The following is a 15,357-nucleotide window of genomic DNA, read 5'->3' as shown; positions in this document are numbered from 1 at the left end:
CAAATATAGGAAGTTTTATAGAATTGAGATTAGGACAATTGAATTATAATTTTTAAGTATTCTTTTGTTTTTTTATACAAAGTCTGCAAAGGTTTTTTGACTATTAAAAGTTCTAACGTTTGCAAAAGCGTTCTACTCAGCAGAGTTCGTATTTCTCTTCGATGATATCAAATATTATTTAAAAAAGTCCAACAAATGTGATTTACTAATAATAATTTTTCATAACTTCGTTAGTAACTAACTCACTAAAAATCAATTACTATGAAAAATCAAAACGTTCCTAAAGGAAAAAAATTAAACAAAAAAGAATTAAGAACCATCAAAGGAGGATTACTAGACTGCATCGATCCATGGACTGGAGGATGCAAAAAAGTATCATTAAGCTGCGCACAATTACAGTGCAGACCAGAATTACCGTAGTTAAAATAATATATTTTCAAAAGGAATACCGCTCTGTTTTGAGCGGTATTTTTGTTAAATTATATAACCTCCAACAACTGTTAAATTCCATTTACCCTTTTCATAAACTGCAGAATAATTGGAAGAACTACTTTTGCCCCATTGGGTAATATAAAACTTATTGGGATCGCTTTTATCTCTTTTGATTTTTGAAACTCCATAATCAAAAACATCCGTAGTTTTTATATAATCTGATTTCTTACTTATTTCTTCTGAAACAAATATTATTCTATAATCAGGATTTACTTGATGAAAATAATCACAATCAGTTTCAAAGACTTCAAAATAATAATGCATGTTTTTGAAATCGGGTGCACCTGCATATTCAGGCAATAACCTTTGATAAAGTTCACTAAATTTATTTTTTTCAGCTCTAAACATAGGATTAGTATCATCAAAATCATTTATTCCATCTCCATCAGAATCTTTATTTTGGAGGTTTAAACCAAAGCTTTTTTCAAAAATATCATTGTAACCGTCACTGTCAGAATCTTGGATCAAATCTTTTAAATTAATTTTAAATAGTTTCCCATCTTCCATTGCCGAATAATCATCATAACTCGGAAGTCCTGCCACTTTTATAATTTCAACTAAACTACCTTCAACTTGTAGAAAGCCATCTTTAATAATAGGTTTATCCTGAATTTCATTTAAATAATAATGGCTAAAACTTAATCCTAAAAAATAAGCAGATGGTTTATTTTTTTCAATTTTTAACAGCCAATATCCTAAATTATTTCTACCTAAAGAATATTCAACTTTATCAACAGTCTGCTTCCCAAAACACATAAACTGATCTGAAAACTTTTCTTTAAAAATATCATAATCCTTCATTCTCTCATCATAATTTTTCCATTTAAGTTCATGAGAATATAAACTGTCTTGCTTGAAGTCTGTAAATTTTTTCAAATTAATAATTTCAAGATAATCTGGTTTTTCTTCAAGAATTTGTTTTACTGTGTAGGATTTTTTCTCAACATAACTAGACTTTTCTTCACCTTTAGTGAAACATCTATCTTCTAAACTTTTAGTACAGGAAAAAAATAATGTGAAAACAAAAAAATATAAAAACTTCATAGGTAAAAGGTTTCCCGATTGAATGCAAAAAACGCTCCCAAAATACATTGGAAGCGTTTTTCATTTATAACTAACTTTAATATTCTCTTATTATACGTTGAATCTGAAGTGCATAATATCACCGTCCTGAACGATGTATTCTTTACCTTCTACAGCTAGTTTCCCAGCTTCTTTGATTTTAATTTCAGAACCGTATTGTACATAGTCATTAAACTTAATAACCTCAGCACGGATAAATCCTTTTTCGAAGTCTGTATGAATTACTCCTGCAGCTTGAGGAGCAGTCCATCCTTGCCCGATTGTCCAAGCTCTTACTTCTTTAACACCAGCCGTGAAATACGTTTGAAGTTTTAATAGATCGTATGCTTTTCTGATCAAACGGTTAACACCAGGCTCAGTAAGCCCAAGTTCTTCAAGGAAAATCTCTCTTTCTTCAAAAGTCTCTAATTCATTGATATCAGCTTCAATTTGCGCTGCTAAAACAACAACTTCAGCATTTTCATTTTTAGCCATTTCTTCGATCTTAGCGATCCAGTCGTTTCCGTTTTTGATAGAATTTTCATCTACGTTACAAACGTACAATACAGGCTTGTTTGTTAAAAGCTGAACATCATCAATAATTGATTTCGCAAAATCATCCATAGGGAATTCTCTTGCATTTTTACCATCTTCGATAAATTTCTCAAGATTTTGAAGTGTTTCGTATGTTAAAATATCATCTTTCTTTCCAGATTTGATGAATTTTTTAGCTTTTTCAACTGCTTTTCCAACAGTTTCAAGGTCTTTCAATTGAAGTTCAATATCGATAATTTCTTTATCTCTCATTGGATCAACCGAACCTTCAACATGAATGATATTTCCATTATCAAAACATCTTAAAACGTGAATAATTGCCTCACATTCGCGGATGTTTGCCAAGAACTGGTTTCCTAATCCTTCTCCTTTGCTCGCTCCTTTTACAAGACCAGCAATATCTACGATCTCCACAACAGCTGGTAAAACTCTCTCGGGATTTACTAATTTTTCCAATTCAAACAATCTGTGATCCGGTACTGAAACAGTTCCCAAGTTCGGTTCGATTGTACAGAAAGGATAGTTTGCTGATTGAGCTTTTGCGTTGCTTAAACAGTTAAAAAGAGTTGATTTACCAACATTCGGTAAGCCTACGATTCCACATTTCATATATTCTTAGCTTTTAGAAATAGTTTTCACTATTGCTCGTTAAAGGTGTGCAAAGATAGTGAATTTAGTATGAGTTTCATAATAAAAAAATCCGCCAATATTCTGACAGATTTTTCTATAATTTTATTTCACCAAATTGGCTTTTATGGGTTTTCACCTGTAGCATTTTGAGCTAAAGGAACGTCATTTGGTGCATTCTGTAAGGTTTTATCTAAAGTAAATAGAGATTCATCGGTAGCTCTGTCACCGCCGGCAATTTTTAATTTATCAATTAAATTAGAAGCTAATGTTTCCTCCTCGATCTGTTCCTGAACAAACCACTGCATGAAATTCCACGTTGCCCAGTCTTTTTCTTCTAAAGACAGATCTACAAGCCTGTAAATTGAGGTTGTATTGTCAACTTCGTGTCTGAAAACACCATCAAAACAATCCGTTAAAGACTCGGGATCCTTTGGTGGAGCGGGAATAGCGTCTACTTTCGGTTTTCCTCCTCTGTTCAGTACGTATTCCATAAACTTGATGGAATGGTTTCTTTCTTCCTGCGAATGTCTGTAAAGAAAGTTGGCAATTCCCTGATAGCCTTTATCATCAGCCCAAATTCCGTAAGATAGAAAAATATGTGAAGCATGAATTTCTTTATTCATTTGATCGCTTAATGCTTTTTCCATATTGTCGGAAAGTCTTTTAGTATTCATAATGTATAATTTTGTGTGATTAATAGTAATGATGCAAAAATGATTCCGAGAAGATTATTAATTTTAATTAAAACACATTAAATAGGTTTATAATAAATTGAAATTCATTGATTTAAATTGATAATTTATAGTTATTCTAAAATATAAAAGATCGATTTATTACAATTATTCCTATTTTAGGATCTTATTAACCATACAAATTATTATATGAAAAATTTAAAAAAATTAGACAGAGACGAGCTGAAAAGTATTTCGGGAGGTGGATTACTTGATCCTGTATGCAAACTTCTTTGTTCATTGGCTGACACAGGAATTATTAACTTAACGCAGGTTCAAATGCTCTTGTGCCCGGATTTAGATTGTTTTAATCTGAGTAATTAAACAAGGATTTTATTACTTTAAATCCATTAAAAAAACGAAACCAGCTCTTTTGAACTGGTTTTTTATGTTTTTTAATCGAATGCTATTTCACTTTCTTCGCCATGTAATCGCTTTCGTTTCCTAGCCTGTCGATGGTTTTGATGGCAATGGCATTTAATGTTTTGCCGTCTTTATTTTTAGGAATGTCTTTTGTAAGATTTTCTACCGTTAAAATTTGAGTTTCCCAAACTCCGTTGTACTGCGTGAAAAGTACCCATTGGAAAACATCTTTCAGATTTTTACTGCTCCAACTTGCCTGTATTGAACTTCCGTTATCATTTGTAAATAATGTCGGAGTTTGTAATGGTAAAGCTTTTATCCAAGGACTTTTTGGAACTAATGCTTTCTCTTTGTATGGTCCGTTTTTTAAAGTCGGTAACATGCTTGAATTTTTGGTCAATCCTGCAATACTCCAATGAACTTCACCTGCATCTTTTCCTAAAATCTGTCTTGATAATTCGATCTGATCTTTAATTTCTGTCGCACGATCTGAAGATTTTATTTCAACCGTATTTAATCCCGGCCATAAGTGGCGGTTCATTGTATTTTCAGATTTCCACCAATTTAATAATGGACCGAAAGGCTGGCCTTTTGATTCGATTGGCCAATATAATTGTGGTGAGAAATAATCTACCCAGCCTTTATTTAACCATAATTTGGCATCAGCATACAATTCGTCATATTGAGAAGAACCAACGATTCCTTCAGGATATCCGGGCTTCCAAATTCCAAAAGGACTGATTCCGAATCTTACATAATTTTTTTCAGCATGAATTTCTTTATAGATACGCTCTACGAATTTATTTACGTTATCTCTTCTCCAATCTGCTCTTGACAAAGTTCCTCCACTGCTTAGATAAGCATTCCAAGTCGCATTATCAGGGAAATCTGCGCCTTTATTATAAGTTGCGTAAGGATAGAAATAATCGTCAAAATGTACGGCGTCGATATCATATCTTTTTACAATGTCTTTCACTACATTAGAAACATGACCTTGTGTTTTTGGATTGGCAGGATCAAACCAATACATTCCGTTTTTTAATCTTACAACAATGTCTGACAATTTATTTGCCATTGATAAACTGTTTGGCGAACCTCCGTTTGTATGATGCGCTCTATAAGGATTTAACCAAACATGAAGCTCCAACCCTCTTTTATGTGCTTCATCGATCCAGAATTGTAGAGGATCGTAATTAGGATAAGGAGCCGTTCCCGTTTCGCCTGTTAAGAAATATGACCAAGGTTCGATATTACTTGTGTATAAAGCATCTGCAGAAGGTCTAACCTGGAAAATAACTGCATTGAAGTTATTATCTTTCAACATATCCAACATGCTAATCGCTTCCTGTTTTTGCTGATCAACGGTTAGGTTATTTCTTGAAGGCCAGTTGATATTCGCAACACTTGCAATCCATGCACCACGGAATTCTCTGTTGATTTCAGGAAGATTAACTTTAAAAATTTCTTCTGTTGGTAGAGCTGTAACTGGTTTTGTCGTTACAACAGGAACATTTGGCTTTGAAGTATTATTGTTAGGTTTTGTCGAGCTTTTTGTTGGAGTTGGTTTTACAACACTATTATTAGCAGTTTTTGCACTGCTACACGAGGCTAGAACGCCCAAAAATATGATGAGTTTTAAATTATTCATTTTCATAGTTTGCAAAACTACATTAAATTATTTTTTTAATTATATGATGTAATAAATAATCAGATGACTTTAACTAATTTTTATAATCATAAAAAAATAAGTTTTGGCTAAAGCCAATTTAATGATATAAATACTGAAATCGGACTAAAGTCCGCTCCTATTGAATATACTAACCGAAAAACAAAAAAGCCCCGAAAAATTCGGGGCTTTGATTTATATAGAAAAAACTTATGAAGCTTTTCCTGATCTTTCGATTCTTCTTCTTTCTTCTTCAGAAAGTACTTTCTTTCTCATACGGATGAAGTTTGGAGTTACCTCAATTGCTTCATCAGATTGGATATATTCCATACATTCTTCAAGAGAGAATAAGATTTTTGGAGCAACTCCACCATCTTTATCTTTACCTGCAGCACGGATATTATTTAATTGTTTTGCTTCTACAATATTGATAACCAAATCTCCTGGTTTGTTTTGCTCACCAATGATCATACCTGCATAGATCTCCTCACCCGGATCAACATAGAATTTACCTCTATCTTGTAATTTCGCAATAGAATATTCAGTTGCCGGACCTTGACTTTTACTTACCAAAACACCATTACTTCTTCCAGGAATTGCCCCTTTGAAAGGTTTGTATTCTGTGAAACGGTGAGCCATAATAGCTTCACCAGCAGTAGCTGTCAACATCTGAGAACGCAATCCGATCAAACCTCTTGAAGGAATTTCGAATTCCATATGCTGCATTTCACCTTTAGTTTCCATAATGTGAAGATCTCCTTTTCTCTGAGTTGCCAAATCGATAACTCTAGAAGCAAATTCTTCAGGAACATCAACAACTAATGATTCATAAGGCTCACATTTTTCTCCGTCGATTTCTCTCAAGATAACCTGTGGCTGACCAATTGTCATTTCATACCCTTCTCTTCTCATTGTTTCAATCAAAACTGACAAGTGAAGAATACCTCTACCGAATACTAGGAAAGTGTTTGCATCACCAGTTTGTTCAACTCTTAATGCTAAGTTTTTCTCTAATTCTTTATATAATCTTTCTTTCAGGTGATTAGAAGTCACATATTTACCATCTTTCCCGAAGAAAGGTGAATTGTTGATAGAGAACGTCATGTTCAACGTTGGCTCATCAATAGAAGTTCTTGGCAATGGTTCAGGATTTTCAAGATCTACGAAAGAATCACCGATTTGGAAAGCTTCAAAACCTACAACAGCACAGATATCTCCAGCTTTAACTTCTGTAACTTTTTTCTTACCTAATCCTTCAAAAACGTAAAGTTCTTTTACTTTTCCTTTCAATACTTTACCGTCTGCCTGAGCTAAACCGATCCACTGAGATTCTTTAATCTCACCTCTGATTACTTTTCCGATAGCAATTCTTCCTAAGAAAGAAGAAAAGTCTAGAGAAACGATCTGCATCTGTAAGTTTCCTTCTTCAACTTTCGGTTCCGGAACATATTGTAAGATACCATCTAATAATGGGAAAATATCTTCTGTTTGCTCTAATGAAGTGTTGAACCAACCTTGCTTAGATGAACCGTAGAATGTTGGGAAATCCAACTGTGCTTCAGTAGCATCAAGAGCAAAGAATAGATCAAAAACTTTATCATGAACTTCCTCAGGACGACAGTTTGGTTTATCAACTTTATTGATAACAACCAATGGTCTTAATCCTAATTCCAACGCTTTCTGAAGTACGAATCTTGTTTGTGGCATTGGACCTTCAAAGGCATCCACCAACAAAATAACTCCATCAGCCATTTTTAAAACTCTCTCTACTTCCCCACCAAAATCGGCGTGACCGGGAGTATCGATTACGTTAATTTTAACGTCTTTATAAGTAACAGAAATATTTTTAGATAAAATGGTAATCCCTCTTTCTCTTTCAAGATCGTTATTATCCATTATTAATTCTCCACTCTCCTGATTTTCTCGGAAAATGTTTGTAGCATGAATAATCTTGTCCACCAAAGTCGTCTTACCGTGGTCAACGTGTGCGATAATCGCAATATTTCTAATGTTTTGCATGAATGATTTTTACGGGTGCAAAAATAGTGTTTTTTAATTAAATAATTAGTAAGATTATGTATTATTTAACAATTTAATAATGAGAGTATTGAAAAAATCTACATAAAAAAAGCCTACTAGCAATATGTTACGTCAAGTTCTGACGCTGTCTACATTTACTTTTGTCTCATAGATTTCTTGCAAGAAAATATATAATTAATTATTTAACTCTTAAAAAAAATTAAAAAATGAGCACAATCCAACTCACAGATCAGTACACAGGCGAAACTGTAGATTTTATTGAAACAAGTATTTGGTACGATGGTACAACAACCATGACAGATAATGAATGCGATGGTGTTATCTACATTAAATACAACAATCTTTACTACAAAAGATATATTGAAAATCATATTAATGTAAAATGGTTTGGCGCCAAAGGGAATCTTAACGAAGATGATGGAGGAGATAATGATACAGCAGCTTTTTTAGAAGCGATAGAAACTTCAACGAATATATTTCCTACAAGAACCGATAGTAATGCTAAATTCGGAGGTTTTACATTATATATTCCTAATGGAAAATATAAATTAACTGAAACATTAGTGCTCCCTCATAATACAACCTTATTGGGAGAAAGTAAGAAAGGAGTTATTTTACATCAAGCGAGTCCAAATGCATGTATTACTAATATTACAGGAGAAGAATATGATCCTGAGAATGATGTGACAAACTTATTAATGTCAGAATCTATTATTATTAAAAATATAACATTTTCCCAAGGCGGAATTATTTTATATGGAGCACCTGACTCAATTATTGATGAAGTTACTATCACTAGGCTTTTTGGCGTAGGATCAGATTCATATGGGAATAAAGTAAGTACTGGATTAACTATAAAACTGCCTGTAAATATAAAAATTTCGAATTTCAAAGTTCAAAACTCTACAGGAATCGGAATTCTCTATGAAGATTCTCCGGGTTCAGGGCCAAGTACAACAGTTACTTTTAATAACATCTGGGTCACAGGATGTAAAACAGGAATGTTAATTAATGGATTATTGACAGGAGCTCATGCCGTTATAACTTCATGGATTCAAAACTCTATTTTTGAATACAATGAAACTGGAGTTGAAATAAAAGGGATTACCCGAAATTTATCTTTTAGGGATATTCATTTTGAGCAAAATAAAAATTATGCCTTGGTAGCATCTGAAAGTGCATCATTCTCCTTAGAAAATATTTGGGCTGATGGTTTAGTTGCTGGAAAAGGAAATGCCAATAATTTTGTAATTAAATCTGAAATCGGTTTGACTTCAAACAATATTGTTCACTTAAAAAATCTTTTTATAGAATCCGGAATGTTGGTTGAAGATAATTATGAGGGAACTGTGTACGTAGATGGTTTTGTAAATGATTTTAAATATTATGATCAGGATATTAAAATTTATAAAACATTTGGTGATATCGGAGATTTGAACAAAAGACCTTTTAATCCAATTGCAGGTTATAATTTTTATAACACCTCACAAAGTGAACCTCAGTTTTTCGATGGTGCATCATGGAGAAATGCAGACGGTATGGTTGCGGATTTAAAAAGGTACGGAACAACCTCAGAAAGACCTTCAAATAGTCTAGATTATGGATTTACATATTTTGATTTAACCATAGAAAAACCAATCTATTGGCAAGGAACAAAATGGGTAAATGCAGATGGAACTGATGCTTAATTAAAAATTAAAGCCTCATCAATTGATGAGGCTTTGATTATATAGATATTTTACAAGAAAGTAAATTATTACAATCTGAATTAAAACAACCAATCCAAACTTCAACAAAAAAGACTTTTTTGAAATTTTATGCCTAAAAATCAACATTCCGAGCACAGCTCCGATTGTTCCGCCCAAAAATGTAATGAATAAAAGTGTATTTTCTGAGATTCTTCTTTGATGTTTGACGGCTTTCCTTTTATCTAAAGCAAAAACTGAAAAAGTGACCAAGTTGACTATTAATAATAAATAAAACATTCCAACAAATCTAACATAAAAAGAATAATAAAAACAAAGTTTCTTAAATTTGTCCAATAAAAGCAAAATCAATGACTGTAATGGATTTGGTAGGAAATTATTCTATTGAAGGTTCCAATCAAGAAGAATCTGACCAGCCTTCTTACCATGGTATATTAACTTTATCAATCGATGAAAACAACCGTATTATCGCGCAATGGATAATTGGTGATCATATACAAAACGGTACAGGATTTTATAAAGATCAGATTTTAGTCATCAACTTTAATTATGAAGGTGATGATCAGGAAATATATAAAGGTGTTGCGGTATACCGTTGTTTAAGCACGGATATACTGGATGGTTTTTGGTCTGAGAAACATGGAAATCCTTTATATTTGGGGAGCGAATATTGTGTGAAAATAAAGAATTCACAGTTTTTAAATTAGCATAAAACATTTCATATAAAAATGTCTCAATAACTTCTTTTTGAAGCTATATTATTCAATATTCTTACATTTCAAAATAAAAAAAGCTGCCTTAATAAAAAAGCAGCTTCTCCCATTTTTATGGTCTAACAATTATTTTTTAGCTTTTACGTCTACAGCAATTTCGATGTCTTTGCTGATCATCCATTCTGCAGGATCTGCTTCAGATGTTCCGAATTTAATTCCCCAATCTGATCTGTTTACAGTAAATTTAGCCTGAACAGCAGCTGAGTTATCCGTAACATCAACCTTTGCAGGGAAAGTTACATTCACAGTTTTTCCAGATAAAGTAAGATTTCCGCTTACAGTTTTATTAGCTCCGGCAACTGCATCTTTAGGTGCATCTTTTAAATCAGTTACACTTGTGATTTTGAACTCAGAAGTAGGATTTTTTGTTACGTCAAAGAAATCAGCACTTTTTAAGTGAGTTTCCAAGTCTGCCGGTTTTTTGTCTTTCTCCGTTACAGAAGCAGGATCTACTTTAATAGAAGCCATGTCGATAACGAAATTACCTGCGGAAAGTTGCCCTCCTTCAACATTTAAGTCACCAGATTTTACATTAATCGTTCCCCAACGTGGTGCAAAACCACCTTTATGGAAAGCTTTCCAGTTTACTACAGAAGTTGCAGCATCAACAGCTAAAACTTCACCTTTTCCTTCTGCAACAGTTTTTTCTGTAGCTGTACCAGCAGTTTCTGCAGATTTTTCTTTATTACATGATGCTGCAAGCAAACCTACAGCTACTAATGCAATGACACTAAGTTTTTTCATATTAATTATTGTAAAAATTTATTATTCTGAATTATAAGGTGAACGAAATTATCAAATTAATATTTCACTTCCTTAATTTTAATAGGTCAAAAATAGAAAAAACACTTTTTTATCACCTTAACATACATCAAGAAATGAAAAAATGAACCTTTCTTATCATAATTAAATCAAATATAGTAAATCTCAAAATTTAAATCGAGGGCAAAAATCCCTATTTTAGCACTTTAATTTTACAGAATGACAAATATTGAATTCATCCAAAAGATCGTAAACATTTCCGAAAAAAGTATCAGTGCAACGCTTCAGTTATTAGCGGAAGATTGTACGATCCCTTTTATATCGCGTTATAGAAAAGACAGAACAGGAAACTTGGATGAAGTACAGATAGAGCAAATTTCAAAAATCAGCAAACAGTTTGAAGAGATTATAAAACGAAAAGAAACCATTTTAAAATCTGTTGAAGAACAAAACGCCTTAACACCAGAATTTAAACAAAGAATAGAAGAAAGTTTCGATATTCAGGAACTAGAGGATTTATATCTACCTTTCAAAAAACGTAAGAAAACAAAAGCTGATGCTGCCAAAGAAAAAGGTTTGGAACCTTTGGCTAGAATTATTATGAGTCAGAAAAGTAATGATTTAGCATTTTTAGCTTCAAAATATTTAAATGAAAACGTTGCATCAGAAGAAGAAGCACTTCAGGGAGCAAGAGACATCATGGCAGAATGGATCAACGAAAATATGTACGTTCGTAAAAATCTCCGTAGATTATTTCAACGTAAAGCTTTGATTACATCTAAAGTTGTTAAAACTAAAAAGGACGAAGAAGGCGCACAAAAATTCTCCCAATATTTTGAATGGGATGAGCCGTTGTATAAAACTCCATCTCACAGGCTTCTTGCGATGTTAAGAGCAGAATCAGAAGGTTTTGTGAAAACAAATGTCGGAGTTGACAAAGAAGAAGCCATTGATTTTATTGAAAATGCGATCATTAAATCAAATAATGAAAGTTCAGATCAAATTGCATTAGCCATAAAAGACAGCTATAAAAGACTACTAGAATCCGCAATTTCAAACGAAACTTTGCAGGAAGCCAAAGAAAAAGCAGATAAAAAAGCCATTGAAATTTTCGCTGAAAACTTAAGTCAGTTATTATTGGCACCACCTTTAGGAGAAAAAAGAATTCTGGCGATCGATCCCGGATATAAAAGCGGTTGTAAAATCGTATGTATCGATGAAAAAGGAGACCTACTCCACAATGAAACCATCTACCCTCATGCTCCGCAAAACGAGTCTGGAATGGCGATGAAAAAGATCCGTTCGATGGTCAATGCTTATAATATTGAAGCCATTTCTATAGGAAACGGTACTGCAAGCCGTGAAACTGAATTTTTCATCAAAAAAATAGGATTTGATAAACCTTTGCAGGTTTTTGTAGTTTCGGAGGCTGGAGCATCTGTCTATTCTGCGAGTAAAATTGCAAGAGATGAATTCCCAAGTTATGATGTGACCGTTCGTGGTGCGGTTTCTATCGGAAGAAGATTGGCAGATCCGTTGGCTGAATTGGTTAAAATTGATGCTAAATCAATCGGTGTTGGGCAATATCAGCATGATGTAGATCAGACTCAGTTAAAAAACGAATTGGATTCTACCGTTATGAGATGCGTTAACTCAGTTGGAATCAATCTTAATACAGCAAGTAAGTCGTTATTAAGTTATGTTTCCGGAATCGGAGAAAAAATGGCTGAAAATATCGTCAATTACCGAGCTGAAAATGGTGCTTTTGAAGACAGAAAACAATTGAAAAAAGTTCCTCGATTGGGAGAAAAAGCCTATCAACAGGCTGCAGCATTTATTAGAATTACACATGGTAAAAACCCTTTGGATAATTCAGCTGTGCACCCTGAAGCTTATAAAATTGTTGAAAAAATGGCAAAAGATCTTGGCATTAAAACCGATGAATTAATTGCCAATAAAGAGAAAATAGAATTAATTCAACCTGAAAAATACACAACCGAAGACATCGGAATTTTAGGAATAAAAGATATTTTAAAAGAGCTTGTGAAACCAGGTTTAGATCCTCGAAAAGCAGCAAAAGTTTTTGAATTCGATCCTAGCGTAAAAAAGATGACAGATCTAAAAGTAGGAATGATTCTTCCAGGAATTGTCAATAATATTACAGCCTTCGGATGTTTTGTAGACCTTGGAATTAAAGAAAGCGGATTGGTTCATATTTCTCAGTTAAAAGAAGGTTTTGTTTCTGACGTAAATGAGATCGTAAAATTACATCAACATGTTCAGGTGAGGGTGACTGAAGTGGATGAAGCAAGAAAAAGAATTCAGTTGAGTATGATTTTATAATAAAAACAAAGCCTCATTGAATTGAGGCTTTGTTTTTATTTTATTTTAAAGTTTAGGAATTTTTTTCCATGCACCATTTTCCATAACAACCGTGTAAGGATTATAACCATAACTTCCAGAATGAAGATCCAATGGATCATCATCTAAACCTCCACTATTCCTAAAAGTAGTTATTGTTCCGTTTTGAAGCTTTAAAATATCGTCATTATATTGATATGGAGAAATCGTATTCAAATTAGTAAGATGTATTCCCGCCAATTCGTGTCCTGCAGGATAGCTAATCTGAACAATTCCGTTTCCTTTCTCAAGCAATGAAGACGTAATCGAAGTATATGAAGATCCTGTACTTACCAAATCATCTTTGTAATTGTCCCCTGAAATATCAATGCTATAGCTTGTAAAATCTGTAGCTGGAAATCTATATACAGAAGTATACCAATTACTTACAGACTCATATTCAAAATAGTTATTTTTTGAATACACATATACAGAAGTCACTGTTGAAGGAATATAAACGAATGTATTTGCTTTACCAAAATCCAAATAAACATGACAATTGACTGTAGCCACTCTACAATGATTATCCTGAACCGTAATACAAGAATTTATATTTACCTCATCATATATTCCTTCAAAGTAAGTTCCATAACATGAAACCCTCGATGCGGAAAGATTAATTCCTGATTCGGAAAACCCTTCAATGCTTCCTCCGAACATATTTAAATTACTACCGTCATTTAATACTATTCCTTTGGTATTTGCATCACCTTGCTCGTATCCTGCGCTCACTGACAACGATGTAGCATTTGTATTATAACAATTATTTAAAACCAGACAGGTAGGACAATATACAATTGCAGAGTTCACAAATTTATTGTAATATCCACCTGTTACTTCTACACCTGTTTCAAAAACCTGTATTGTTACAGAATCAAGAGTAAGTGATTTCCCGTTTAATTTCACGCCAATTTTTCCTTCTATTTCGCTTCCAAAGATGACTAAGTTTTTAATATTTAAGTTTTGGTTGGATTCAATACAAGAATCAACTAAAGTATCTTCAAAATTAGCAAAATAAATGCGTGAGTTTGCATTTCCTCCTACATCATTCCCGTTAACATAATTCTGACCTAAAAATGTTAATGATCTATCCGGATTATTATTTATACTTACCGGAATGTTGTCAATGATTATTTGACGAGTACATTTATATTCTCCCCTGATAAGAATAGTATCATTATTTGATGCGGCATTGATTGCCGCCTGAAGTTCTACATCAGTTTTTCCTGAACCAAACCATTCCGGATTGATAACGCCATTATAAACTCTTTTATAAACTTGGTTATTACTATTTTCCTGTAAATACATGACGCCATCTATCACTGGTGCCGACGAAACTTGTATAAAATTTACCAATTCCTTGGTTTGGCTGTCAATCAATGTAACAAATGAATCTGTAATACCTTGTGTAGGAAAGTCATTTGTTTCTAATAAATTTAATGTGTTACTCATGATTTTTAAAAGTTAAAAAGTTAGAATTCTTGCAAGAATTTTATTAAAACAAATGTAACAGCCGAAAGCGACAAAACTTGACGTATTATTTTTTATTAACAATCAATTTTAAGAATTAATAATTATTTTTGAATATAAAAATATGGATGAAAATATCTGAAATTAAAGAACGAAAAATCATTCACAGACCGACTCTAAGTTTTGACGAGCACGGAAAAAGGATTTATCATGCTTATGAGTATCATTTACCTTATAACCCTAATTTTAAAGGAAATGAAACGCAAAGACTTTTCGCAAAATGGATTGATATGTTGGTTTTTTCTTTAATCTTCTTTTATATATTTCATACAGCTCTAATTGTAAGTATTTTACTTTCTATTCCGTGTGTTATTATTTTTGGAACAATAAGTGAACATTATTTTGGAACAACATTAGGAAAGAAAATATTTAGAATTAAAGTTATTGATGATGATGGAAATTATCCAAGCTTTTTTAAATCATTGAAAAGAAATTTCTTATGTCTGGCGAATTTATATCCAATTTTTTCAGAATATAGTACCAAAACTTCTATGGGAAGACGAACTGGAACTCAAATGAACTTTAGTATTCATTTAAACAATAAAATCTGTACAACATATATCATAAAAGAAAGTAAAATAGCTGAAATTAAAAGCTTAGTTGACCAAAAGCAACCTAAACAAAATGTGCGACTTTTAGATTAAGTC

14 protein-coding genes are annotated in these 15,357 nt (G+C 32.8%); 6 read left to right on the top strand and 8 right to left on the bottom strand.

Annotation, left to right across the window (positions count from 1 at the left end; translation table 11 throughout):
- Positions 1-261 precede the first annotated feature (261 nt).
- On the top strand, positions 262-420 hold the full coding sequence (locus AC1Q7L_RS01400; RefSeq protein ID WP_157886058.1) for a bacteriocin: 159 nt from the start codon (positions 262-264) through the stop codon (positions 418-420).
- 54 nt (positions 421-474) lie between these two features.
- Here AC1Q7L_RS01400 and AC1Q7L_RS01395 read toward each other — a convergent pair whose 3' ends face one another.
- The 3 genes from AC1Q7L_RS01395 to AC1Q7L_RS01385 all read right to left on the bottom strand — a co-directional run bounded on the left by AC1Q7L_RS01395 (position 475) and on the right by AC1Q7L_RS01385 (position 3,413).
- Entirely contained in the window at positions 475-1,536 is a 1,062-nt protein-coding gene (locus AC1Q7L_RS01395) for a hypothetical protein (RefSeq protein ID WP_492305721.1), read from the bottom strand.
- Between the two features lie 90 nt (positions 1,537-1,626).
- Positions 1,627-2,718 carry a redox-regulated ATPase YchF gene (gene ychF, locus AC1Q7L_RS01390; protein ID WP_410690824.1) on the bottom strand — a complete coding sequence of 364 codons (1,092 nt, stop codon included), beginning with the start codon at positions 2,716-2,718 and terminating at the stop codon, positions 1,627-1,629.
- 143 nt (positions 2,719-2,861) lie between these two features.
- Complete coding sequence (locus AC1Q7L_RS01385) at positions 2,862-3,413, bottom strand: ferritin (RefSeq protein ID WP_066757751.1); 552 nt, start codon at positions 3,411-3,413, stop codon at positions 2,862-2,864.
- Positions 3,414-3,620: 207 nt separating this feature from the next.
- Here AC1Q7L_RS01385 and AC1Q7L_RS01380 point away from each other — a divergent pair, with 207 nt between their 5' ends.
- Complete coding sequence (locus tag AC1Q7L_RS01380) at positions 3,621-3,794, top strand: bacteriocin-like protein (protein WP_492305722.1); 174 nt, start codon at positions 3,621-3,623, stop codon at positions 3,792-3,794.
- An 82-nt stretch (positions 3,795-3,876) separates the two neighbouring features.
- Here AC1Q7L_RS01380 and AC1Q7L_RS01375 read toward each other — a convergent pair whose 3' ends face one another.
- Together AC1Q7L_RS01375 and typA are read right to left on the bottom strand one after the other, a co-directional pair.
- The gene (locus AC1Q7L_RS01375; protein ID WP_492305723.1) at positions 3,877-5,487 is read right to left on the bottom strand and encodes a glycoside hydrolase family 10-like protein; all 1,611 of its coding nucleotides are present in this window, start codon (positions 5,485-5,487) and stop codon (positions 3,877-3,879) included.
- Between the two features lie 222 nt (positions 5,488-5,709).
- Positions 5,710-7,518 carry a translational GTPase TypA gene (gene typA, locus AC1Q7L_RS01370; RefSeq protein ID WP_072412679.1) on the bottom strand — a complete coding sequence of 603 codons (1,809 nt, stop codon included), beginning with the start codon at positions 7,516-7,518 and terminating at the stop codon, positions 5,710-5,712.
- Positions 7,519-7,745: 227 nt separating this feature from the next.
- On the opposite strand from typA, the gene AC1Q7L_RS01365 reads away from it, so the two are divergent.
- A complete protein-coding gene (locus AC1Q7L_RS01365; RefSeq protein ID WP_492305724.1) occupies positions 7,746-9,227 on the top strand; it encodes a glycosyl hydrolase family 28-related protein in 1,482 nt (493 codons plus the stop codon).
- Between the two features lie 18 nt (positions 9,228-9,245).
- On the opposite strand, the gene AC1Q7L_RS01360 is transcribed toward AC1Q7L_RS01365, so the two are convergent.
- Positions 9,246-9,524: a DUF1294 domain-containing protein gene (locus tag AC1Q7L_RS01360; protein ID WP_492305725.1), complete on the bottom strand. Its 279-nt coding sequence runs from the start codon at positions 9,522-9,524 to the stop codon at positions 9,246-9,248.
- A 71-nt stretch (positions 9,525-9,595) separates the two neighbouring features.
- Here AC1Q7L_RS01360 and AC1Q7L_RS01355 point away from each other — a divergent pair, with 71 nt between their 5' ends.
- Positions 9,596-9,952 (top strand): hypothetical protein, encoded by a 357-nt coding sequence (locus AC1Q7L_RS01355; RefSeq protein ID WP_492305726.1) that lies wholly within the window; start codon positions 9,596-9,598, stop codon positions 9,950-9,952.
- Positions 9,953-10,084: 132 nt separating this feature from the next.
- Here AC1Q7L_RS01355 and AC1Q7L_RS01350 read toward each other — a convergent pair whose 3' ends face one another.
- Positions 10,085-10,762 (bottom strand): YceI family protein, encoded by a 678-nt coding sequence (locus AC1Q7L_RS01350; RefSeq protein ID WP_492305727.1) that lies wholly within the window; start codon positions 10,760-10,762, stop codon positions 10,085-10,087.
- A 237-nt stretch (positions 10,763-10,999) separates the two neighbouring features.
- Here AC1Q7L_RS01350 and AC1Q7L_RS01345 point away from each other — a divergent pair, with 237 nt between their 5' ends.
- Positions 11,000-13,123, top strand: coding sequence for a Tex family protein (locus tag AC1Q7L_RS01345; RefSeq protein WP_492305728.1), 2,124 nt, complete (start codon positions 11,000-11,002; stop codon positions 13,121-13,123).
- Between the two features lie 45 nt (positions 13,124-13,168).
- Here AC1Q7L_RS01345 and AC1Q7L_RS01340 read toward each other — a convergent pair whose 3' ends face one another.
- Positions 13,169-14,632 carry a hypothetical protein gene (locus AC1Q7L_RS01340; protein WP_492305729.1) on the bottom strand — a complete coding sequence of 488 codons (1,464 nt, stop codon included), beginning with the start codon at positions 14,630-14,632 and terminating at the stop codon, positions 13,169-13,171.
- A gap of 146 nt (positions 14,633-14,778) precedes the next feature.
- On the opposite strand from AC1Q7L_RS01340, the gene AC1Q7L_RS01335 reads away from it, so the two are divergent.
- Positions 14,779-15,354, top strand: a complete 576-nt coding sequence (locus AC1Q7L_RS01335; protein ID WP_492305730.1) for an RDD family protein — start codon at positions 14,779-14,781, stop codon at positions 15,352-15,354.
- Positions 15,355-15,357 lie beyond the last annotated feature (3 nt).

This window comes from Chryseobacterium sp. GW823-FHT05E08 (assembly GCF_058795655.1).
The sequence above is the reverse complement of the archived record's forward strand: the minus strand, read 5'-3'. Positions and strand labels throughout refer to the sequence as shown.